Genomic DNA, 21,333 nt, shown 5'->3' with positions numbered 1-21,333 from the left:
CCGGTGTGGTCGGTGGTGCCGGACGAGTCAGCGGGCGGGAGTCGCTCCGCGGAAGAGCCAGACGATCTCGTCGAGCCAGGCCAGGGCGGCCACGCCGATCGCCGCGACGGCGGCCGCGGCGAGGGCCTGCGGGGCGCTGATCCCGGTGAGCGGATCGGCGGGGCCGGCGAGCGCGCCGGTGGCGACGGCGCAGAGCAGCGCGGCGCGCAGCACGTGCCGGCGGGACACCGGGGCGCTGGACGCCCCGAAGCAGTGGCAGCCGGCCCGGGAGCCGCGCCGGACAGCCGTGGCCAGGGCGGCGGTGAAGACCGCGAACAGCGCCGCCGCCAGGGCCAGGCCCACGGTGGCGCCGGACGGCCGGAGCAGGGCGGCCACCACGATCGCCTCGGCGGCCACGGCCGCGGCGGCGACCGGACGGGCCCGGCGGCGCGGCGCCAGACCGAGATCCACGACCGCGCCGGCGAACGCGGTGAAACCGGCGCGGCTGCGCAGTTTACTGATCAAGGAGATGGCGAGAACGCCGGTGAGCAACAGAATGCCAATGACGGTGACGACGCGCATGAGGCCCCCGATGACCGCGTGTCGATGTCTTAACAAGTGCGAATCAACGGTTAGGAAACTACGTCCCTCGATCGACGCGAGTCAACCACTTCAGTGAAGATTCCGGTATTCCATGTGAGCGCTCACAGGCGCACGAAGATCGTTGATCTTCCTAGTCGCAGCGGATGAGCGAGCCGAAGGGGTTGATCTAGGCGTTCCGTTGTTAGCGAGTCACCCGGCCGAAAAGTCCGCTGAAACAATCGCGTTCCGATCCGTTTTCCAGCCATTCCGTGGGCGCCGGTAGCCTTGGCCCCGTGCTCCGGATGATCTCGCTGGCGGCGGTGATGGCCGCCCCGCTGCTGGCTGGGCCGCTCAACGAGGGCCTGCCGGTCTGGATCACCCCGCTCAGCCTGCTCCTCGTCGCCGCGGCGTTGGCGCTGCACCGGTCCCGGCCGTCGGCGGCGGCGCTCGGTCTGCTGGCCGCCAGCGCCGTCGACTGGCGGCTGCTCCCCGCCGCGGCGATCCTGTCCTACCTGGCGGGCCGTCGCGAGCCGCCGGCCACGACCGCCCTGGCCGGGCTCGCCGGTGTGCTGGCCTTCGGCACGGCGGTTCCCCTGCTGCGCGGCCCCAACCTCTACGGTTGGCTGGTCTGGATCACCGGTGTGTTCGTTCTCGGCCTGCTCCCGGCCCTGATCGGCTCGTTCCGGCGCCTCCAGGCCGATCTCGTCCAGGCCGGCTGGGACCGGGCCGCCCAACTGGAACGTGAACAGCGGATCGTCGCCGACCAGGCCCGCCTCCAGGAGCGCGCCCGCATCGCCCAGGACATGCACGACTCCCTCGGCCACGAGCTGAGCCTCGTCGCCCTGCGCGCCGGCGCTCTCGAGCTCGACGGCACCCTCACCGCGGAACAGCGGGCCGCCGCCTCCGAGGTCCGTGCCGGGGTGACCACCGCGGCCGACCGGCTCGGCGAGATCATCGGCCTGCTCCGCGACGACGACACCCCGCCGCGCCCGGCCGGCGACCACATCGAGGCGCTGGTCGACCGGGCCGCCGCCTCCGGCGTGCCGGTGGTGCTGACGGCCACCGGCGACCACCGCGACGTGGCGGCCATGCAATACCGCGCCGCTCACCGGGTGGTCCAGGAGGCGCTGACCAACGCCACCAAACATGCCCCGGCGGTCCCCGTACGGGTGCTCGTCGACCGCGCCGGCGACGAGATGACGGTGACCGTCCACAACGGGCCATCCCCGCGCCCGCCGGTCGAGCGCCGGCCCCACGGTGGCCGCGGCCTCACCGGGCTCGGTGAACGGGTCGGCCTCGCAGGTGGTGTGCTGCGTGCCGGACCACTGCCGGACGGCGGGTTCCAGGTGGTCGCCCGGCTGCCGACACGGCCCGGTCCGGTGCTCGAAGCCGGCCCGGACCCCGTCCCGCCGGTGGGGCCGGAGACCGCCCGCCGCCGGGCGCGGCGCGGGCTGGTGCTCGCGGTCGCCCTGCCCACGGTGCTCACGGCCGGGCTGGCCGGCACCCTGATGGCGCTCTACGCCCACGACAGCCGCACCTCCCACCTGCCACCGGAGCGGTTCCGGGAACTGGCGGTCGGAGCCGGCCGGGACGAGGTGGCCGGCCGGCTCCCCGAACGGCAGGCGCCCGAACACCGCGACGAGAACGGCCCGCCACCACCGCCGGGCAGCGCCTGCGAGTACTACCGGTCCACCGCCGGGTTCCTGCCCACCCCGTTCGACGTCTACCGGCTGTGCTTCCGCGACGGCCGGCTCGTCGCCAAGGACGTGCTCCCACCGAGCCGCTGAGAGGACCGAGTTGATCCGCGTGATGCTCGCCGACGACGAGGCGCTGATCCGTGCGGGCGTCCGCGCGATCCTCGCCGGAGAACCGTCGATCGAGGTGGTGGCCGAGGCCGCCGACGGCCGGGAGGCGGTGGAACAGGCCCGCCTGCACCGCCCCGACGTCGCGCTGCTCGACATCCGGATGCCCGTCATGGACGGTCTGGAGGCGATCGCCGAGATCCGGCGGACCGTGCCGTCGACCGCCACCGTCGTGCTGACCACCTTCTCCGAGGACGAGTACATCGCCCGGGCCCTGGACGGCGGCGCCGGCGGGTTCGTCCTCAAGACCGGCGACCCCCGCGAGCTGATCGCCGGGGTGCGGGCCGTGGCCGAGGGCGGCGCCTACCTGTCGCCGCGGGTCGCCCGCCGGGTCATCACCCACTTCCGCGGCGGGCACGTGACCCGGGGAGCGGCGGCCCGCGACCAGCTGGCGGTCCTCACCGAGCGGGAACGCGACGTCCTGCGGCTGGTCGGCGAGGGACTGTCCAACGCGGAGATCGCGGCCAGGCTGCACCTCGTCGAGGGGACCGTGAAGGCGCACGTCAGCGCGATCCTGGCCCGCCTCGGACTGCGGAACCGGGTGCAGGCCGCGCTCCTCGCGTACCAGGCTGAAATTCTCTGATCAGCGGGAGGCGCGGCAGCAGGAAGACCACGATCGCGGTGGCGACCGCCCCGATCAGGAAACCCGCCACCACGTCGTGCGGGTAGTGCACGCCGACGAACACCCGGGAGAATCCGGCCAGCAACCCGACCGGGAGCGCCAGCAGGCCCGTCCGCCAGGAGACCAGCAGGATCGCCACGACCAGGGCGGCCGCGATGGTGCTGTGGTTACTCGGGAACGACCAGTCTCCGGTGGGTGGGCACTCGCTCGCCACGATCGGCAGATCCGGGAAGGTACGGCACGGGCGTTCCGCGTCCAGGTAGGTCTTCGACCACTCGCTCAGCCCGTACGCGAGCACCACCCCCACGCCGCCGGCCAGCACCCTCGTCAGGGCCGGGCTCCGGCGGGCGCGCCAGAGGGTCAGCGCCCACATTCCCGCCAGCAGCACCACGCCCAGCTCGGTGAAGTGCGCCATGAAGCCCTGTACGAACTCCGGAGTGGTGGCCGCCCACTCGACGATCGCCCGGTACCAGCCACCGGCCACATCCGGAACATTCTCGATCCGCGTCTCGATTGCCATGCCGATGAACCGTAGGCACGGTCGGGCCTCCGGACATTGAACGTCGGTCAGGACCGGCCCCTGACGAAAGTGAGGGTACTGGAGTGAGGGATTCAACCTCTGGAATGTCTCACTACGTCTGGTTACCGTCCGGTAACCCGCACGACTCATCGGAAACAGTCGATGAACGTGCGGGCTCATCCGAGGGAGGCCGGACATGTCCGTACGAACCCGCATCTCCGCCGCACTGCTCGCCGGAACCGTCGCCGGGGTGACCGTCCTACCGGCCCAACTGGCCGAGGCCGTCACGTCCCGTGCTGTCACGATCCCGGCGTTCTACACCCCGCCGGCGGTGCTGCCGGCGTCGAACGGCACGCTGATCCGCACCGAACCCCTCAAGCTCGCCCTGTCGCTGCCCGGCATCACCGGCACGCTGCCGGGTAAGGCGACGCGCATCATGTACCGGTCCACCGATTCCGCCGGTGGGCCGGTCGCCGTGACCGGCGCCTACATCGAACCGGCCGCCGCCTGGCGTGGACCCGGCGCCCGCCCGCTGGTCGTGCTCGCCCCGGGCACGATGGGCCAGGGCGACCAGTGCTCCACCTCGCTGGCCCTCCAGAAGGGCCTGGTCATCGGCCTGGGCTCCCAGACGACGGTCTCGATCGGCTACGAGGTTCTGGCGATGTACCGGCTTCTCGCCAAGGGCATCGCCGTCGTGCAGACCGACTACCTGGGACTCGGCACCCCCGACCTCCTGCACACCTACGTCAACCGGGTCGATTCCGGCCACGCCGTGCTCGACGCCGCCCGGGCCGCCCTGGCGCTGCCGAACACCTCGCTCACCGACCGGTCCAGCGTCGGGCTCTACGGTTACAGCCAGGGCGGTGGCGCGGTCGCGTCGGCCGCCGAACTTCAGGCCACCTACGCCCCGGACGTGCCGTTGAAGGCCACCTACGCGGGCGCGCCCCCGGCGAACCTGGCGGACGTCACCGCGGCCATCGACGGCAGCGAGTTGCTGGGCGCGCTGGGCTGGTCGGTGAACGGCTTCGCCCAGTCCGAACCGGCCCTCCAGCCGCTGCTCGACCACTACCTCAACGACGCCGGCCGGTCGACGCTCAAGAAGCTGTCCACGATGTGCGTCGGCGACGCCCTCCTCACCTACGCCAACAAGCGCAGCACGGCCTGGACGACCACCGGCCAGTCGGTCTCCCAGATCATCAAGACCGAGCCGGCCCTGCGCGACTACCTCGCCGGGCAGACCATCGGGACGCTCAGGCCCACTGGCGTGATCCGGGTGGCCACCGGCGTCAACGACAACCTCGTCCCGTTCGCGCAGGCCCGCACCATGGCCGCCGACTGGTGCCGGCTCGGCGGTGACGTCGTCTTCGCCCCGATCAGCCTGCCCAGGCTTCCCAGCCCGGTGATCAACCACTTCGGACCGCTGGTCAAGGACCAGGGCACCGCGGTCGGCTGGCTCCGCGACCGGCTGGCCGACCGCCCGGCCACCGCCAACTGCTCCGCCTTGAACGGATCGTAACAACTGTCAACAGGGGGATGTCACTAGGCTGGCGGCATGACGCCGCGCATCGGAGTGATCTTCCCGCAGACCACGCTGGGCGCGGACCGCATCGCGGTCCGCGCCTACGCACAGGCCGTCGAGGAACTGGGCTACACCCATCTGCGGGCCGCCGACCACGTGCTCGGGGCCGACCGGGCGGCCCATCCCGGCTGGACCCGCCCCTACGATGTGGACAGCACCTTCCACGAGCCGTTCGTCCTCTTCGGCTACCTCGCCGCGATCACCTCGCTGGAACTGGCCACCGCCGTCATCATCCTGCCGCAGCGGCAGACCGCCCTGGTCGCCAAGCAGGCCGCCGAGGTCGACCTGCTGACCGGCGGCCGGTTCCGGCTCGGCATCGGCGTCGGCTGGAACCATGTCGAGTTCGAGGCGCTCGGCCAGGATTTCGACAACCGCGGCCGCCGCTACGACGAGCAGATCACCCTGCTGCGCCGCTACTGGACGGAGCGGTCGATCACCCACCGCGGCGAGTTCGAGACGGTCACCGGCGCCGGCATCGCGCCGCACCCGGTGCAGCGGCCGATTCCGCTCTGGTTCGGCGCCGGCTCGGTGCCCGCCTACCGCCGCATCGGCCGGCTCGGCGACGGCTGGTTCCCGCAGCTGGCGCCCGGCAGCGCCGAACTCGAAGCGGCCCAGCGTGTCATCAACCGGGCGGCCGTCGAAGCCGGCCGGGACCCCGCCGCCATCGGCCTGGAAGCCGGCGTCCCATGGACCGGCTCGGCCGACGAACTGGCCGAGAAGGCGCAGGCGTGGCGGGAAGCCGGCGCCACGCACCTTGCCGTCAACACCACCCAGCCCGGCATCACCACGGTCGACCAGCACATCGACGCCCTCACCCGGGCTGCCGCGGCCCTCGACCTCAAACCCGCTTGAACCATTCTCCGGTACGGGTGACCCCGTCCCGCCCCTTCAGGGCCGTTTCGCCAGCTCCGCGCGAGCAGACTGCCGGGTCGCGCCCGTGCCGCGCCCGCCGGGCTTGGACCGGGTGGTCCCGCGGGCCGGCCTTACTGCCACTCCAGCCTTGCCGCCGCCCACGCGAGGGCAGCGGCAAGGGCTGCACGGGTGGCCGCGCACGGACGGCTTCGCGTGTGCGGTGGATGTGGTGACAGCGGGTGTGGGTGAACACGGGCCGGCCGGCGTGTGCGCTCACCCGCCTCGGGTCGCGGGGGACGCCCTGCGGTGGCCGGGACCGGCGGCACGAGGGGGAGCGGGGATGAGGCCGGCCTGCGGGACCACCCGCTCAAGCCCGGCGGGCGCGGCACGGCCCGGAGTGGGCAGCCGGCTCGCGTGGCTGGGCGGAACGGTCCGAAATGGCGGGGCGGGGTCACTCGTACCGGAAACGGGTTTGGTCCTGAAGGTTGGTTTTATCCGGCCGGAGGAAGGGTGGTCGGATGGGCGGGGTGGCCTACTGGAGGCCGGAGCGGACTGAGGTGATGCGCTGGGTGTTGAAGCCGAGCCAGTGCATGCGGCCGACGTAGCGGGCGTGTTCGACCTTCAGGCAGCGGTCCACGATCACGGTGAGGCCGCCGGAGGAGGCGATGTCCGCGCCCTCCTGATTGATCACGCCGAACTGGGTCCACAGCGTGCCCGCGCCGATCGACACCGCCTGCCGGGCGATCTCCGGCAACGCGCTCGGGGCGCGGAAGACGTTCACCACATCGATCGGTACGGGCACGTCGGTCAGGCTCGGGTAGGAGGTCTCGCCGAGGATCGCGGACTCGCGCGGGTTGACCGGAATGATGCGGTAGCCGTGCCGTCGCATGTAGTAGCCGACGAAATAGCTGGCCCTCAGCTCGTTTCCGGACAGGCCGACGATCGCGATCGTCTTCGCCGTGTTGAGCACCCGCTGGATGGTCAGCGGATCCTGGTATCGCGTGGTCACGGCGCCGCCACCTCCCGGAAGCCCTGCTCCAGGTCCCAGATCAGGTCCTCGACCGACTCGGTGCCGACCGACAGCCGGACCGTTCCCGGCCCGACCCCGGCGGCCCGCAGCTCGTCGTCGCTCAGTTGTCGGTGTGTGGTGCTGGCCGGATGGATGATGAGGCTCTTCGCGTCGCCGACGTTGGCCAGATGTGACCACAGCCGCACGCCGCGGATGAGGTTCTGGCCGCCGTCGCGGCCGCCCGCGCAGTCGAACGAGAAGACCGCGCCCGGGCCGAGCGGAAGATACCTCTCCACCAGCGGCCGGTAGCGGCTGCCGGGCAGGCCGGGATAGGTGATGTTCGAGGCCAGCGGGTGGGTGGACAGGAACTCGGCGACCCGGCGGGCGTTCGCCACGTGCCGTTCCATCCGCAGCGACAGCGTCTCCAGGCCCTGGAGGAACAGGAACGCGTTGAACGGCGACATCGCGCCACCGAGGTCCCGCAGCGTCTCGGCGCGCAGTTTCATGAGATAGCCGTAGGTGCCGAACGTCTCATGGAACTTCAAGCCGTGGTAGGCGGGCGAGGGGTCGGCGACCACCGGGAAACGGCCGTTGGACCAGTCGAACGTGCCGGCCTCCACGACCACGCCGCCGATGCTGGTGCCGTGCCCGCCGATGAACTTGGTGGCCGAGTGCACCACGATGTCGGCGCCCCAGTCGATCGGCCGGCACAGGTACGGCGTGGCGAACGTGTTGTCCACGACCAGCGGCAGCCCGTGCTCGTGGGCGATCCCGGCGATCGTGGCGATGTCCAGGACGTTGCCGCCCGGGTTGCCGATCGTCTCGCCGAAGAACGCCTTCGTGGTGTCCCGGACCGCCTTGCGCCAGAGCTCCGGGTCGTCCGGGTCCACCCAGGTCAGCTCCACGTTCATCTTGCGCAGCAGATGTTTGAGCTGGTTGACGGTGCCGCCGTAGAGGGCCGACGACGCGACCACGTGGTCACCCGGCTCCAACAGGGTGAACAGGGCCGCCGCCTGGGCCGCGATCCCGCTGGCGAAGGCGACCGCGCCGCTGCCGCCCTCCAGGTTGGCCACCCGTTCCTCGAAGACGGCCACGGTCGGGTTCATGATGCGCGAGTAGGTGTTGCCGTACTCCTGGAGGTTGAAGTAGGCGGCCGCCGACTCCGGATCCTCGAAGACGTAGCTGGTGGTTTGGAAGATCGGCACCGCCCGGGCGCCGGTGTTCGGATCCGGCCGCTGCCCGGCGTGCAGTTGCCTGGTCTCGAACCCGAACTCGTGCGGCTCCTCCGCCCGGCTCATGAATTCTTCTCCTCGAGGAAGTCGCGGACGATGGGGGTCTGCCGGGCCTCTTCCAGCAGGAAGCAGTCGTGGCCGTAGGGCGCGTCGATGACGTGGTTCTGCACCGGCTTGCCGAGCCCGGTCAGCACGTCGGCGATCTCCCGGGAGGCGGCCGGCGGGTAGAGCCAGTCGGAGCTGAAGGAGATCAGCAGCGTACGCGCCTGGACCTTCTCCAGTGCGGCCTCCAGCGAGCCGTGGTCGCGGGCCAGGTCGAAGTAGGTGAGCGCCCGGGACGTGTAGAGGTAGGTGTTGGCGTCGAAGCGGCGTACGAACGAGGCGGCCTGATGGCGCAGGTAGTTCTCCACCTCGTACTCGGGTTCGCTGATCGTGTAGCGGATGTCCGCACCGGATTGCAGGCGGCGCCCGAATTTCGCCGCCAGGCCCGGCGCCGACAGGTAGGTGATGTGCCCGACCATGCGGGCCACGCCCATCCCGGCGTCGGGGGAGCGGCCGGTGCCGTAGTAGCGGCCGCCCTGCCAGTCGGGGTCGCGCTGGATCGACTCGCGGGCGATCGCGTTCCACGCCACCCCCTGCGGCTGCAGCGCGTGCGTGGAGGCGATCACGACGATCGCGCCGACATCGGAAGGGTGGTCGATCGCCCACTGGAGGGCCTGCATGCCGCCGAGGGAGCCGCCGGCCACCGCGGCCAGCCGGTCGATGCCGAGCTGGGCCAGGAACGCGCGTTCACACCGGACCATGTCGGCGACCGTGATCACCGGGAAGTCCGGCCCGTACGGCTCGCCGGTGGCCGGATCGATCGACGACGGGCCGGTCGTGCCACGGCAGCCGCCGAGCAGGTTGGTGGAGACCACGAACCAGCGGTCGGTGTCGAACGCCTTGCCCGGCCCGATCATGCCGTCCCACCAGCCGAGGCTCTTCTCGAAACCTTCCCGGGTGCCCTCCTGCGGGGGAACCGCGGCGATTCCGGCGGCGTGTGCGTCACCGGAGAGCGCGTGGCAGACGAGAATGACGTTGTCCCGATCGGGGGCGAGGGTGCCGTACGTCTCGTAGGCCACCCGGACCGACCGCAGCTCGCGCCCACAGTCGAGCGGCAGTGGCTCCGGCAGGTCCAGGAACCGTGTCTTCACCACACCGACTGTCGTCATCAGGAAACAACGCTAGGCCAGGCCAAGATCATTGTCTAGCATCCCGATGGGTGTTGTAGAAGAGTGGATCAAGCGGAAGGATTCCAGCCATGACCACCACCGATAACGGCGTCAACGTTCAGGCCCTGCTCGATGCGCGCGAAGCCCTCAAGGGCGCGCCGGAGGCCGCCCAGTTCACCTGGCGTGCCACCTCCACGTGGAAGAACGGCGTGCACAGCACCACCACGATCCAGAACTTCTTCGGCCTCGGCCAGGAGCAGTCGCACAAGACGAAGACCGAGTTCACCGCCGACCACCCGGAGATCTTCGCGGCCGAGGACAACGGCATCACCCCGATCGAGTACCTGCTGGTCGGTCTGGCCGGCTGCCTCACCGCCGGCGTCGCCTCGGTTGCCCAGAACCGGGGCATCCAACTGCGTTCGGTCACCTCGACGGTCGAGGGCAACCACGACATCCGCGGCATCCTCGGCGCCGACAGTGACGTCCGCAACGGCTTCAACGACGTCAAGGTCACCTTCACCATCGACGCCGACGCCAGCCGCGAGGAGATCGAGGCCCTGGTCGCGCAGTCGCAGAAACGGTCCGCCGTCTACGACGCGCTCACCAACCCGACCAGTGTCACGGTCGAGGTCGCCTGAGTGTCGCAACGGGTCACCACGGTCGTCATCGGCGCCGGGCACGCCGGCCTCGCCGCCAGCCACTTCCTGAGCGAGCGGTCGATCGACCACATCGTGCTGGAGCGGGGCCGGATCGCCAACACGTGGCGGCGGGAACGGTGGGACTCGCTGCGCCTGCTCACGCCGAACTGGCTGAACCGGCTGCCCGGCCACGCGTACGGCGGGCCGGATCCGGACGGGTACATGACGGCCGGCCAGGTGGCCGACTTCATCGGCGACTACGCGACGGTCACCGCCGCGCCGGTCCGGGAGAACACCACTGTCACTTCGGTCCGGCGTACCGATGGCGGCTATCAGGTATGCACCGACGAGGGTGACCTGGACTGCGTGACCGTCGTGATCGCGTCCGGCGCGTGCAACGCGCCGGTCGTGCCGGAGTGCGCCGCCGGCGTGCCCGACGGGATCACGCAGCTGACCCCGTTCGAGTACCGAAACCCCGGGTCGCTGCCCGACGGCGGGGTGCTCGTGGTCGGGGCGTCGGCGACCGGTGTGCAGCTCGCCGCCGAGGTGCGACGGTCCGGGCGGCCGGTGGTGCTGTCGGTGGGCGAGCACGTTCGCCTGCCACGGACCTATCGCGGCCGTGACGTGCTGTGGTGGATGGACGCGACCGGGGTGTGGGCGCAGAGCTACGACGAGATCGAGGACCTCGCCCGCGCCCGGCGGCTGCCGTCGCCGCAACTGGTCGGCGAACCGGGCACCACCATCGACCTCAACGCGCTGACCGGGCTCGGTGTCGAACCGGTCGGGCGGCTCGCGGTGATCCGGGACGGGGCGGCGCTGTTCTCCGGCGGCCTGCGCAACGTCTGTTCGCTGGCCGACCTCAAGATGAGACGGCTGCTGGCCGGATTCGACGAGTGGGCCGGGATCGGTGACGGCCCGGCCGGGTTCGAGCCGACCCGGATTCCGGCGGCGCCGAGGCTGCGGCTCGATCTGCGCGGCGGTGAGATCGCCACGATCATCTGGGCGACCGGGTTCCGGCCCGACTACCGCTGGCTGGACGTGCCGGTCGTGGACGAGAAGGGCCGGCTGCGCCACGACGGCGGTGTCGTGGACAGTCCGGGTCTCTACGCGCTGGGCCTGCCGGTGCTGCGCCGTCGCCGGTCGACGCTGCTGCACGGCATCGAGGACGACGCCCGCTTCGTCGCACGGCACCTGGCCGAGCGGCTCACGCCAAGGGTAGTCGCATGATGGTCAGGTCCAGCCAGCGGCCGAACTTGGTGCCCACCTCCCGGATCGTGCCGGCGTGCTCGAAGCCGAACCGCTCGTGCAGCCGGATCGACGACGTGTTGCCCGCCTCGATGCCGGCCACCATGACGTGGTGCCCGGCCTCCCGCGCGGCGGCGATCACCGTCGTCATCAGGGCCGATCCGATGCCGAGGCCGTGCCGGTCCGCGCGGACGTACACCGAGTTCTCCACCGTGTGCCGGTAGCCGTCGAGCGGCCGCCACGGTCCGTAGGTGGCGAAACCGGCCACCTCGCCGTCGGCTTCCGCCACGAACGCCGAACCCCGCGCCAGATGGGCGGCCAGCCACGCGGTCGCCTCGGCCGGGGACTGCGGCGTCTCGGTCCACAGCGCCGTCGTCTGCTCGATGGCCCGGTTGCGGATCGCCCGGATGCCCTCCATGTCGCCGGCGTCGGCCGCCCGGATCGTCGTCTCGTATATTAGATTCATGTCCAATATCGTAGACCCGCTGGTGGGACGGATCGCAACCCGTATCCGTGCCGAGCGGGAAGGCCGCCGGTGGACCCTCGCACAACTCGCCGACACCTCCGGGGTGTCCTCCGCGATGATCAGCCGGATCGAGCGCGGCGAGAGCAGCCCCTCCGCCGTCATCCTCGGCAAACTGTCGGCCGCCTTCCAGCTCAGCATCGCCGCCCTGCTCTCCGAGACGGATCCTGAGCCGGCGAGCGGGGTCCGCCGCCGGGACGACGCCGTCGAGTGGCGGGACCCCGGGACCGGTTACCGGCGACGCCAGATCACCGGCCCCGACTTCCCGGCCGAGATCGCCGAGATCCACCTGCCGGCCGGCGCCCGGGTGCCCTACCCGGCGGCCGCGTTCGCCTTCATCCGCCAGGTCGTGTGGGTCCTCGACGGCGAGCTCACCTTCCACGACGGCGACACCGTGCACGTGCTCGGGCCGGGCGACACCATCGAACTCGGCGAACCGGCGGAGCGGGCCTTCGTCAACGCCACCGGCAGGGAGTGCCGGTACACCGTGATCCTCACCCGGCACACCGCGCCGTGACCGTCGTCCGCCTGCTTCTCGCCACCATCGCCGGCACGGCCATCGCCAACAACTACGCCATCCAGCCCGCGCTGGCCACGGTCGCCGCCGACCTCGGGGCCGGGCTCACACTCATCGGGCTGGTGCCCACGGCCGCGCTCGCCGGGTGCATGGCCGGATTCGCCCTGCTGCTGCCGCTCACCGACCGGATCGCCGCGGACCGTCTCGTCGCCGCGCATCTCGCCGTGCTGGCCACCGCTCTGACCGTCGCCGCGATCAGCTCCCACCCGGCCGTGCTCCTGGCCGCCTACCTCGTCATCGGTGCCGCCGCGAGCGTGGCGGCGCAGGCGGGCGTCATCGCCGGGCGGCACGCGCCGGCCGGGCAGCGGACGGCCGCCATCGCCACGGTGGCCGCCGGGATGTCGGCCGGGATCCTGCTCAGCCGCCTCGCCGGCGGAGGGCTGACCGACCTGCTCGGATGGCGGTGGATGCTGCTCGTCTTCGCCGCGGTCGCCCTGACCGGTGCGGTCGCCGCGAAGCTGCTGCTACCCGGATCCCGGTCGCGCGCCAGCCGAACGGCCTCGCCGTGGCGAGAAACGCGCGCCGACCGGGATCGCGCCAGCCGAACGGCCTCGCCGTGGCGAGAAACGCGCGCCGACCGGGATCGCGCTGGCCGAACGGCCTCGCTATGGCGAGAAACGCGCGCCGACCGGGATCGCGCCGCCGGGCCAGAGGCCGTGCCCGGTCACGGGCCACGCGCCGGCCAGACCTATGCCGTCGTGCTCGCCGAACTCCCCCGGCAGCTGTGCCGCCACCGGGCGCTCCGCTGGGCGGTCGCCTCGGGCGGCCTGTGGTATTTCGCCTTCCACCTCGTCTGGGTCACCCTGGCGCTGGCGCTCGCCCCACTCGGCCCGACCGTCATCGGCCTCTACAGCCTGGCCGGGCTCCTCGGCTTCGCCGTCCTGCCGTACGCCGGACGGGTCACCGACCGCTTCGATCCCGCCACCGTCATCGCGGCCAGCCTGCTGATCGCCATCACCGGCGCCACCCTGCTGGCGACCGGCCTCGACCGCCCGGCGGTGACCGCGTCGGGCCTGGCCCTGCTCGACGCCGGCCTGTTCGCCGCCCAGGCCGCCAACCAGAGCCGCATCCAGGCCCTCGACCCACGGCACTCCGGCAGCCTGAGCAGCGTCTACCTGGTGCTGTACTTCTCGGTCGGAGCGGTCGGCGCCGCGCTCGCCGCGCCGCTGCTGCACACCGTCGGCTGGCGCGGCACCGCCCTGGTCGCGCTGACCGCGCTACTGGCCGCCCTCGTGGTGGACCAGACGGCCGTACGAGGTGAGCGTCCGCAGCGCCTGGAACGTGACGAACCCGCGCCACTCCAGACGTGACGCCTCGGACGGCGGCTCCCAGGTGACCGGCCACCCGCCGTCCGGCAGTTGCGCGGCGGCCAGCCGGTCCAGGTGCGCGTCGATCTGCGTGTCGTCGAAGAGTTTCCGCCACGGCGAGCCGGCGGTCGGCGCCACGTGCAGGGGAGTGAGGCCGTACTCGCCGGGTTTCGGGATGGCCTGGAACATCGACGTGCCGATCATCTGATCCAGAACGGTCCGGGCGTGCTTCTCGGCCCGCTCCCGATCGGGCACGTGCGCCAGGAACGTCATCACCTCGGACAGCCCGTGCACCTCGTCCGGCAGGGCGCCGCCCTCGATGGCGTCCCAGCAGAACCGGGTGGCCGAATCCCGCCACGGGTGATCGAAACCGAGCGCGTACAGGTGCCCGGCCAGCCCGGCGGTCGGATTGACGCCTGGCTGATAGGTCCAGTCGGTCCAGTGCGCGGCCCGCGGATAGTCCTCGATCACCGGGAACGCGAGCGGCACCGCGCCATCGGTGGAGACTCCGGCCAGGAAGTCGCAGGCCCCTGTCAGCACCTGGACGTCGTGGGCGCCGGCGATCGCCATCGACTGGAAGGCGATCTCCACGTCGACCGGGAGGCTGGCCGGGCAGCGCTTGTCGGGTTCGAGCCCGTGCCCGAACCCGCCGTCCGCGTTGCGGTAGGCGCGCAGGCCATCCACCACACCGTCCGGCGGCGCGCCCTCGAAACAGGTGGCGTAGAGGCGGCGCTCCAGCGGGCGGGCCTCACGGTGCAGGAAACGGGTGGCGGCAAGGAAATCGGTCACGCCCCGAACCTAGGCAGCGGCGTCCGGTTCGTCTTGTAGGAAACGGACGCCCGGCGATACTGGGTTCCATGGGCTACGAGGAGTGGGCGCCGCCGGCTTCACTGCGTGGCTCCGTCGTCTGCCTGTGGCACCGGACCGCCGTAGACGGCGAGGCGCGGACGCTGGTGCTGCCGGACGGCTGCGTCGACCTGATCTGGGAGCAGGGGCGCGGGGCCTTTCTCGCCGGTCCGGACACCGGGCCGATGCCGGCCACGATGCCGGCCGGAGGGACCATGATCGGGGTACGGCTGAGGCCGGGCGCCGGAGGACCGCTGCTCGGCATGCCGCTCGACCCGTTGCGGAACCTCCGTGTCGACCTGTCCGACCTGCGCCCGGAGGCGGCCCGGCGACTGCCCGACGACCTGCCCCCGGCCGAGGCGCTGCACCGGCTCGTGGCGATCTCCGGTGGGTTCGCCGAGGAACGGCCACCGGACTCGGCCATGCTGGCGGCGGTGCGGTGGCTGGACGACCCGCACACACAGGTCCACGACCTCAGCGGGCGGCTGGACATCGGCGACCGCCAGCTGCGCCGCCGGTTCACCGCGGCCGTCGGCTACGGCCCCAAGACCATGCACCGGGTGCTGCGGTTCCGCCGTTTCCTGGACCTGCTCGGCGAACCGGGCGGCCTCGGCGAGAAGGCGGTCCGGGCCGGCTACGTGGACCAGGCCCACCTCAGCCGGGAGACGGTCGCCCTGGCCGGGCTGCCGCCCGCCGCGCTCGCCCGGACCGTCAAGGCGCGACCCTGACGGTCCGGGGAGATCCGGTCAGCTGGTCTCGAAAGCGCCCAGGTCAGGGGCCGCACCGGTGTACGCGATGCCCACGTTGGTGCCCTTGTCGATCAGCGTGCTGGTCGACGCCAGGCGCAGCGAGGTCACACCGGCAGGCTGCCGTTCGACTGCCGGGACACGTTCCAGCCGGTCGTCGACACACTCTGGAACTGCGCGTCGGACATCGTCACCCCGATGTTCCACGAGTTGTAGGACGCGCTCGTGCCGCTCAGGTTGGCGGTGAGCGTCCCCCGTACGAAATGTTGTTCTTCAATGTCCCGAGGCCGACCGCCGCGCCGCTGGAGTTGATGCCGAGCATGTTGAAACCGATGCTGTTGCTGTACGCCGTGTTGGTGGGGGCCAAGAGGTCCCGGATCCTAAGGATGCAAACTGTGCAAACGGTTGACCCTACCCACTGTGTGAGGCCCGAACCTGGCTTCCGTGACTGACTACATCGGATCCGGGCCCTACTGTTACGCCAACTCGCTGGCCATGATGCTCGGCGCCGGCGCGCCATCGCCGTCGGTGATCGAGGTGCTGACCGGCTCGCCGTTCGGGTTCGAGATCCTCGGCGGGCGGCTTCCGCTCTTCGACCCGTACGGGTGGGATCCCGACCGTGGCCTCGACGACGCGATCCGGCTGCTCGGCTGGACCTGCCACCGCACCGGCGCCGAGGATGACGACCAGGCGCTGGACATGCTGCGCGACGCCCTCGAAAAGGGGCCCGTCCTGGCCGGGCCGGTGGAGTTCGGGCTGCTCCGGCATCTGCCCGGGATGACCGGGCCGATCAATTCCGACCACTTCGTCGTGGTGCTGGAGATCGACGGCGATCTGGTCCGCTTCCACGATCCGCACGGCTGCCCCTACGCGACCCTGCCGGTGCCGGACTTCCTGGCCGCCTGGCGCGCCGACACCATCGGCTACCGCACCACGGCGTACACGATGCGTGGCTCGTTCCAGCGGGTCCGCCCGGTTTCCGCCGACGACGCGCTGCGTGCGGCGCTGCCCGGAGCGGCGGCCTGGCTGCGCGGCCGCGAGGACCTGCCGGTCCCGGCCGGGACGGTCGGCGGCGAGCCAGGTGTCCACCTACTCGCGGATCAGATCACCGAAGACCTCGATCCAGGGGTACGGGAACACCTGGCCCACTTCGCGATCCGTGTCGGCGCACGGCGGCTCGCCGACGCCGCCACCGTGCTCACCCGGCTCGGCCACGACCGGGCCGCCGCCGTGGCCACCCGCCAGGCGCGGCTGGTCGGCGCTCTCCAGCGCGACATCGTGGCCGGCGACCTCGAACCGGCCGTGGAGACGCTGCGCCAGCTCGCCCCCACCTACCCCGAGCTGGCCGGTGCCCTCGGCTGACGCACGATCTCGGCGAGGGCCCCGACCTGCGACGGGTCCTCGCCGTAGCAGTAGAGGACGAGTTCGTCGGCGCCGAACTCGCGGTATGCCTCCACCGTTTCGGCGATCTGGGCCGGATCGGTCATCGGTGCGCCCCAGCCGGCCCGGCCGGTGAAGGCGTAGTAGTCGGCGACCGCCCGGTTGGCCTGCTCGACCACGGCGGCCGAGCCGACCGCCACGTTGATCTGGCAGACCAGCCGGGGGCGGCCGGCGCGGCCGGCCGCCGCCCACTCCTCGTGCACGGTCTCCACCAGGGGCCCGGCCCAGGACAGCGGGGCCGCGCAGAGGAAACCGTCGGCGTGTTCCGCGATCCGTCGCAGCGCCGGCCGGGCGAATCCTCCGATGAGGATCTCCGGGCCGGTCGCGGTGACGGGACGCGGGCCGATCGTCGCCCCGGCGTACGGCCTACCCTGCCAGATCCGGCGGAGGGCGGGCAGTTGCTCGTCGAGGGCGCGTCCCCGCCGGTGGAGCGGGGTGCCGGCGGCGTCGTGGTCGTCGGCCCGCCCGCCGACGCCGATACCGAGCACGAACCGGCCGCCGGACATCCGGTCCAGCGTGGCAACCTGCTTGGCGAGCAGAGCGGTCTGCCGGAGCGGGCCGAGCAGCACCTCGGTCTGCAGGCGGATGCGGGAGGTGGCGCCGGCCAGGGCGGCCAGGGTGATCAACGGTTCGGGGTTGTCGAAGGTCAGCCGGTCCAGCAGGGCCAGGCTGTCGAAGCGGTGTGCTTCCGCCGAGCGGGCCCAGTCGAGCAGGCGGGCGGGTGCGCTGATGGGGAGGCCGAGGCCGAAATCCATGTGAATCTCCGTAAGGCAGGCAGCGAACATCGAGTCGCCACCTCCTCCCCGTCAGCGGGGTCCCGGGCTCGTCTGCGACGTGTCTCCTGAGCCGGAAGCGGAGTGCCGCCGACTATACGCCCGCGACGCAGAACTCGTTGCCCGAGGGATCGCGCAGGACCGTCCAGCGGACGCCGTACTCATCGTGTTCGGCCTCGTGGGTCGCGCCGAGGTCGAGCAGACGCTTGACCTCGGCCTCCCGGTCGTCGGAGGAGAAGTCGAGATGGCAGCGGTTCTTCGCCGCCTTGTGCTCGCCGACCTGGAGGAACATGAGCGTTGGCCCGGCGTCGGCCGAGCCGATGGTGGCGTGGAACCGGTTGGCGCCGTCGTCGACCGGCCGTTCCAGCGCCCGTGACCAGAATCCGGCCAGCTCCGCGGCGTCGGCGCAGTCGAATGTGATGTTCTCCAGCTTGAGCATCATTCCTCCGTGAGGTGTAGGGGCCAGCAGATGTCGGTGCGATAGCCGTCCTCGGGCACGCCGTCGCCCGGGCCGACCAGGTAGGACTCCCGGACCGGCCCGGCGATGGCCATCCCGGTTCCGGCCAGCCAGGCGCCCAGCGAGCGGTATCCGGCGGTCATCTCCCGGTACGGCCCGGTGAACTCGAAGACCGCGAACCGCCCGCCCGGCAGCAGGGCGGGGCCGTCGTCGGCGGGCATGTAGGCGGTCACCGGCACCGGTTCGTCCCGGTACTCGGCCGGGAACACGGCGCCCGGCGGCCCCACCGCGGCGACCGCTGTGAGCTGCCGAAACGCCTCGCCGAGGAACCCGGCGAAGTCGTCCTCGGCCACCTCGCGGGTGATGGTGAACGCGCGGACCGGCGGCAGGACCCGCTCGATGACCGCGGCCGGGGTCACCATCTCCGGCGCGTCCAGCAGTTCGCCGGTGGTGCGCAGCACCCGTTCCAGGTGGGCGGCCCGTTCGAGCGTCCGGTCCCGGTGCTCGGCCAGCAGCCGCCGGGTGACCTCCGGATCGCGGGCGGCCAGGATCTCCCGGATCGCGGCCAGCGGCACATCGAGCTCCCGCAGGTGCCGGATGACCGCCGCGTCCCCGAACTGGGCGACCCGGTAGCCGCGGTACCCGGTACGCGGGTCGACCACGGCCGGTTCCAGCAGCCCCGACTCGTGGTAGGCCCGCAACGTGTTGGCCGAGATCAGCGTCGCCCGGGAGAACGCGCCGATCGGCAGGAGTCCGTCCATGCCGCCAAGTCTCGACCTTCACCCGGGGCGAAGGTCAAACGTCGGGCTCAGCGGGCTTCAGGCGGCCGGCACACCCAGACGGTCGAGCAGGTGGCGGCGCAGTCCGCCGAAGCCGGGATCGTCCTGGTGACGCGGGCGCGGCAGGCCGATCGGTAGCTCCTCGGCGATCCGCCCGCCCTCCAGGACCAGCGCCCGGTCGGCCAGCAGGAGCGCCTCGTCTACGTCGTGGGTGACCAGCAGGGCGGCGAAGCCGTGCCGGTCGCGCAGGCGCTGCAGCAACTGTTGCATCCGCAGCCGGGTCAGCGCGTCGAGGGCGCCGAACGGCTCGTCGAGCAGCAGCAGCTCCGGCTCGCGGACCAGGGCGCGGGCGACCGCGACCCGCTGGGCCTGGCCGCCGGACAGCTCGGCCGGCCAGGCGTCACCGCGGTCGCCGAGGCCCACCTCGGTGAGGGCGGCGAGCGCGCGGGCCCGGGCGCCCGCGCCGGGCACACCGAGCGCCACGTTGTCGGCGACCCGCTTCCACGGCAGCAGGCGGTGCTCCTGGAAGACGACGCCGTAGTGGTCGGGGACGGTGATGTCGCCGGTGGCCTCCGGGTCGAGTCCGGCGAGCGCGCGCAGCAGGGTGCTCTTGCCGGAGCCGCTACCGCCGAGCAGCGCGACCACCTCGCCGCGGCCGACGGTGAGGTCGGCGCCGTCCAGGACGACCGTGTCGCCGAAAGCCCGGCGCAGGCCGGTGACCTGCACGGTCAGGTCGCCTGTAGGCCGCGTCGCCATGCGAGGGTCCTCCGTTCCGCGATTCGGATCAGGGTGTCGGAGAGCAGGCCGAGAGCCGCGTAGACGAGCAGGCCGAAGACGACCACGTCGGTCTGCGCGAACTCGCGGGCCTCCATCATCAGGAAGCCGATGCCGGTCTGGGCGTTGACCTGCTCGCCGACGACCAGGCTGAGCCAGCCGGCGCCGATCGCCAGCCGCAGGCCGAGGAACAGCGACGGCAGGGCGCCGGGCAGCACCACGTGCCGCAGCCGCTCCCACTGGTTGAGCCCGCACGTCTTGGCGGCCTCGACGAGCCGCTGGTCGATGTCGCGAATCCCGGCGTACGTGTTGAAGTAGAGCGGGAAGAAGCTGCCCAGCGCGACCAGGCTGATCTTCAGCTCCTCGCCGATGCCGACCCAGATGATCAGCAGTGGCACGAGTCCGAGGTGCGGCAGCATTCTGGCCATCTGCACCGGCGGGTCGATGGCGTTGTCGCCGATGCGCAGCAGGGCGGCCGTGGCGGCCAGCGCCACGGCCAGGGTGCCGCCGATGAGCAGGCCGACGGCGGCCCGGGTGAGCGAGTCGAGCAGGTGTTCGCTGAGCTGTCCCTCGGTGGCCAGCCGCCAGCCGGTCTGCGCGACGAGGCTGGGGGCGGGCACCTTCTCCTCGGGCAGGACGCCGGTGCGGGCGGCCGTCTCCCAGAGCACGAGCAGCGCGAGTGGGCTGATCAGCCGGTACCAGCGGCGCGGACCGCGGGTGCGCCGCCGCAGGGGAGTGCGGCTGCGCAGGGCGGGCGGGTCGGCGACCGTGGTCACAGCAGGGCCTCGTTGAACTGCTCGTCGATGCGTTCGGCGATCTTCACCTCGACCGGGATGAGGCCGAGCTTCGTGAACCCGTCTGCGATGGTCTGCAACTCGGTGCCGATCTCCGGGGTGATCGGGGTGAGTGGTTTGGCGCTGCGGGCCAGAGCGCGGGTGGTGGTCGCCTCGTCGATCTTCAGCTCGGGGGAGAGGATCTTCGCGCGTTCGGCCGGGTTGGCGATGCCCCAGTCGGTGGTGGCCCGGTACTTGGCCAGGAAGCTGCGGATCAGGTCGGCCTTGCCGGTGACCGCCTCCGGGGCGGCCAGCAGGTATTCGCGGTTGTTGGCGAGGCCGGTGGCGTCTGCCAGGATCTGGACACCGGGCTGTTCGGCGAGCGCGAAGTACGGGTCCCAGATGATCCAGGCGTCGACCTGATCCGAGTCGAAGGCGGGGCGGCCCTCGGCGGGTTTCAGGTACTTCACGTTGATGTCGTCGATGGTCAGGTTGGCCTGTTCGAGGAGCTTCACGAGCAGCCAGTTGACGTTGGAGCCCTTGTTCAGCGCGACGGTCTTGCCCTTGAGGTCGGCGAACGTCCTGTACCCCTTGGCGGACTTGACCAGGACGGCTTCACCCTGGGGGACGGGCTCGCTCGTACCGATGATCTTGAAGTTGATCTTGCCGGCCGCGGCGAAGATGGGTGGCGCCTCGCCGGTCTGGCCGATGTCGATGGCGCCGGCCTTGAGCGCCTCGGTGAGCGCCGGACCGCTCTCGAACAGCGACCATTCCGCGTCGGGCGCGTCGCCGCGGGCCTTGGCGAGGCTCAGCCCGCCGAAGCGCTGGTAGCCGATGCGCAGTTTCCCCGGGGCGCTGTCGGCGCTCGCGCCGGATTCCGTCCCGCCGCAGCCGGCGAGGAAAGCGGCGCCGGCGGCGCCGATCAGGAGACGACGGCGAGAGGTGGGCATGGGGAGATCTCCTTTTCAGCGGTACGGGGAAACGCGCCCGAAGGCGGAACGGTGGAA

24 protein-coding genes are annotated in these 21,333 nt (G+C 71.7%); 10 read left to right on the top strand and 14 right to left on the bottom strand.

What is annotated here, in order from left to right; genetic code table 11:
- Positions 1–27 precede the first annotated feature (27 nt).
- Positions 28–561 (bottom strand): MauE/DoxX family redox-associated membrane protein, encoded by a 534-nt coding sequence (locus IEZ13_RS12565; protein WP_183221462.1) that lies wholly within the window; start codon positions 559–561, stop codon positions 28–30.
- A gap of 302 nt (positions 562–863) precedes the next feature.
- Between IEZ13_RS12565 and IEZ13_RS12560 the strand changes: the two genes are divergently transcribed.
- Both IEZ13_RS12560 and IEZ13_RS12555 read left to right on the top strand, forming a co-directional pair.
- On the top strand, positions 864–2,348 hold the full coding sequence (locus IEZ13_RS12560) for a sensor histidine kinase (RefSeq protein ID WP_229794650.1): 1,485 nt from the start codon (positions 864–866) through the stop codon (positions 2,346–2,348).
- A 22-nt stretch (positions 2,349–2,370) separates the two neighbouring features.
- On the top strand, positions 2,371–3,006 hold the full coding sequence (locus IEZ13_RS12555; protein ID WP_275408361.1) for a response regulator transcription factor: 636 nt from the start codon (positions 2,371–2,373) through the stop codon (positions 3,004–3,006).
- Here the strand turns inward: IEZ13_RS12555 and IEZ13_RS12550 are convergent.
- Positions 2,927–3,565 carry a phosphatase PAP2 family protein gene (locus IEZ13_RS12550; RefSeq protein WP_183221454.1) on the bottom strand — a complete coding sequence of 213 codons (639 nt, stop codon included), beginning with the start codon at positions 3,563–3,565 and terminating at the stop codon, positions 2,927–2,929. The two genes, IEZ13_RS12555 and IEZ13_RS12550, sit on opposite strands and share 80 nt — an antisense overlap.
- Positions 3,566–3,761: 196 nt before the next feature.
- Here IEZ13_RS12550 and IEZ13_RS12545 point away from each other — a divergent pair, with 196 nt between their 5' ends.
- Both IEZ13_RS12545 and IEZ13_RS12540 read left to right on the top strand, forming a co-directional pair.
- Positions 3,762–5,081 carry a lipase family protein gene (locus IEZ13_RS12545; RefSeq protein WP_183221452.1) on the top strand — a complete coding sequence of 440 codons (1,320 nt, stop codon included), beginning with the start codon at positions 3,762–3,764 and terminating at the stop codon, positions 5,079–5,081.
- A gap of 36 nt (positions 5,082–5,117) precedes the next feature.
- Entirely contained in the window at positions 5,118–5,996 is an 879-nt protein-coding gene (locus IEZ13_RS12540; protein WP_183221450.1) for an LLM class F420-dependent oxidoreductase, read from the top strand.
- 532 nt (positions 5,997–6,528) lie between these two features.
- Here the strand turns inward: IEZ13_RS12540 and IEZ13_RS12535 are convergent.
- The 3 genes from IEZ13_RS12535 to metX are packed head-to-tail and all read right to left on the bottom strand — an operon-like array spanning position 6,529 to position 9,448.
- On the bottom strand, positions 6,529–7,005 hold the full coding sequence (locus IEZ13_RS12535) for a CoA-binding protein (RefSeq protein ID WP_183221448.1): 477 nt from the start codon (positions 7,003–7,005) through the stop codon (positions 6,529–6,531).
- Positions 7,002–8,303: an O-acetylhomoserine aminocarboxypropyltransferase/cysteine synthase family protein gene (locus tag IEZ13_RS12530; RefSeq protein ID WP_183221446.1), complete on the bottom strand. Its 1,302-nt coding sequence runs from the start codon at positions 8,301–8,303 to the stop codon at positions 7,002–7,004. Before IEZ13_RS12530 ends, IEZ13_RS12535 begins: the two co-directional genes overlap by 4 nt.
- Positions 8,300–9,448, bottom strand: coding sequence for a homoserine O-acetyltransferase MetX (metX, locus tag IEZ13_RS12525; RefSeq protein ID WP_183221444.1), 1,149 nt, complete (start codon positions 9,446–9,448; stop codon positions 8,300–8,302). The genes IEZ13_RS12530 and metX overlap by 4 nt, the downstream gene beginning before the upstream one ends.
- An 89-nt stretch (positions 9,449–9,537) precedes the next feature.
- Here metX and IEZ13_RS12520 point away from each other — a divergent pair, with 89 nt between their 5' ends.
- Both IEZ13_RS12520 and IEZ13_RS12515 read left to right on the top strand, forming a co-directional pair.
- Positions 9,538–10,086, top strand: coding sequence for an OsmC family protein (locus tag IEZ13_RS12520; protein WP_183221442.1), 549 nt, complete (start codon positions 9,538–9,540; stop codon positions 10,084–10,086).
- Positions 10,087–11,313, top strand: coding sequence for an NAD(P)-binding domain-containing protein (locus tag IEZ13_RS12515; RefSeq protein WP_183221440.1), 1,227 nt, complete (start codon positions 10,087–10,089; stop codon positions 11,311–11,313).
- Here the strand turns inward: IEZ13_RS12515 and IEZ13_RS12510 are convergent.
- Positions 11,291–11,797: a GNAT family N-acetyltransferase gene (locus tag IEZ13_RS12510; protein WP_183221438.1), complete on the bottom strand. Its 507-nt coding sequence runs from the start codon at positions 11,795–11,797 to the stop codon at positions 11,291–11,293. The genes IEZ13_RS12515 and IEZ13_RS12510 overlap by 23 nt on opposite strands.
- On the opposite strand from IEZ13_RS12510, the gene IEZ13_RS12505 reads away from it, so the two are divergent.
- Positions 11,796–12,371: a helix-turn-helix domain-containing protein gene (locus IEZ13_RS12505; RefSeq protein ID WP_183221436.1), complete on the top strand. Its 576-nt coding sequence runs from the start codon at positions 11,796–11,798 to the stop codon at positions 12,369–12,371. The two genes, IEZ13_RS12510 and IEZ13_RS12505, sit on opposite strands and share 2 nt — an antisense overlap.
- Positions 12,368–13,741 carry an MFS transporter gene (locus tag IEZ13_RS12500; RefSeq protein WP_183221434.1) on the top strand — a complete coding sequence of 458 codons (1,374 nt, stop codon included), beginning with the start codon at positions 12,368–12,370 and terminating at the stop codon, positions 13,739–13,741. Before IEZ13_RS12505 ends, IEZ13_RS12500 begins: the two co-directional genes overlap by 4 nt.
- Here the strand turns inward: IEZ13_RS12500 and IEZ13_RS12495 are convergent.
- Entirely contained in the window at positions 13,649–14,527 is an 879-nt protein-coding gene (locus IEZ13_RS12495; protein ID WP_183221433.1) for a hypothetical protein, read from the bottom strand. The genes IEZ13_RS12500 and IEZ13_RS12495 overlap by 93 nt on opposite strands.
- A 68-nt stretch (positions 14,528–14,595) precedes the next feature.
- Here IEZ13_RS12495 and IEZ13_RS12490 point away from each other — a divergent pair, with 68 nt between their 5' ends.
- Positions 14,596–15,312, top strand: coding sequence for a helix-turn-helix domain-containing protein (locus tag IEZ13_RS12490; protein WP_183221431.1), 717 nt, complete (start codon positions 14,596–14,598; stop codon positions 15,310–15,312).
- A gap of 250 nt (positions 15,313–15,562) precedes the next feature.
- Here IEZ13_RS12490 and IEZ13_RS47465 read toward each other — a convergent pair whose 3' ends face one another.
- Positions 15,563–15,697, bottom strand: coding sequence for a hypothetical protein (locus IEZ13_RS47465; RefSeq protein ID WP_260179161.1), 135 nt, complete (start codon positions 15,695–15,697; stop codon positions 15,563–15,565).
- A 77-nt stretch (positions 15,698–15,774) separates the two neighbouring features.
- Here IEZ13_RS47465 and IEZ13_RS12485 point away from each other — a divergent pair, with 77 nt between their 5' ends.
- Positions 15,775–16,692, top strand: coding sequence for a hypothetical protein (locus tag IEZ13_RS12485; RefSeq protein ID WP_183221429.1), 918 nt, complete (start codon positions 15,775–15,777; stop codon positions 16,690–16,692).
- Here the strand turns inward: IEZ13_RS12485 and IEZ13_RS12480 are convergent.
- The 6 genes from IEZ13_RS12480 to IEZ13_RS12455 form a co-directional block, all read right to left on the bottom strand.
- A complete protein-coding gene (locus IEZ13_RS12480; protein ID WP_183221427.1) occupies positions 16,662–17,525 on the bottom strand; it encodes an LLM class flavin-dependent oxidoreductase in 864 nt (287 codons plus the stop codon). The genes IEZ13_RS12485 and IEZ13_RS12480 overlap by 31 nt on opposite strands.
- Positions 17,526–17,637: 112 nt before the next feature.
- Complete coding sequence (locus tag IEZ13_RS12475; RefSeq protein WP_183221425.1) at positions 17,638–17,982, bottom strand: VOC family protein; 345 nt, start codon at positions 17,980–17,982, stop codon at positions 17,638–17,640.
- A complete protein-coding gene (locus IEZ13_RS12470) occupies positions 17,982–18,761 on the bottom strand; it encodes a MerR family transcriptional regulator (protein WP_183221423.1) in 780 nt (259 codons plus the stop codon). The genes IEZ13_RS12475 and IEZ13_RS12470 overlap by 1 nt, the downstream gene beginning before the upstream one ends.
- Before the next feature lie 57 nt (positions 18,762–18,818).
- Positions 18,819–19,535 carry an ABC transporter ATP-binding protein gene (locus IEZ13_RS12465; protein ID WP_183221421.1) on the bottom strand — a complete coding sequence of 239 codons (717 nt, stop codon included), beginning with the start codon at positions 19,533–19,535 and terminating at the stop codon, positions 18,819–18,821.
- Complete coding sequence (locus tag IEZ13_RS12460; protein WP_183221419.1) at positions 19,508–20,329, bottom strand: ABC transporter permease; 822 nt, start codon at positions 20,327–20,329, stop codon at positions 19,508–19,510. The genes IEZ13_RS12465 and IEZ13_RS12460 overlap by 28 nt, the downstream gene beginning before the upstream one ends.
- The gene (locus tag IEZ13_RS12455) at positions 20,326–21,276 is read right to left on the bottom strand and encodes an aliphatic sulfonate ABC transporter substrate-binding protein (RefSeq protein WP_183221418.1); all 951 of its coding nucleotides are present in this window, start codon (positions 21,274–21,276) and stop codon (positions 20,326–20,328) included. The genes IEZ13_RS12460 and IEZ13_RS12455 overlap by 4 nt, the downstream gene beginning before the upstream one ends.
- Between the last annotated feature and the right edge of the window lie 57 nt (positions 21,277–21,333).

Source organism: Actinoplanes campanulatus, from assembly GCF_014647795.1.
Classification (GTDB): Bacteria; Actinomycetota; Actinomycetes; order Mycobacteriales; family Micromonosporaceae; genus Actinoplanes; species Actinoplanes campanulatus.
Note: the sequence above shows the minus strand (reverse complement) of the source record. Positions and strands in the feature narration are given on the sequence as shown.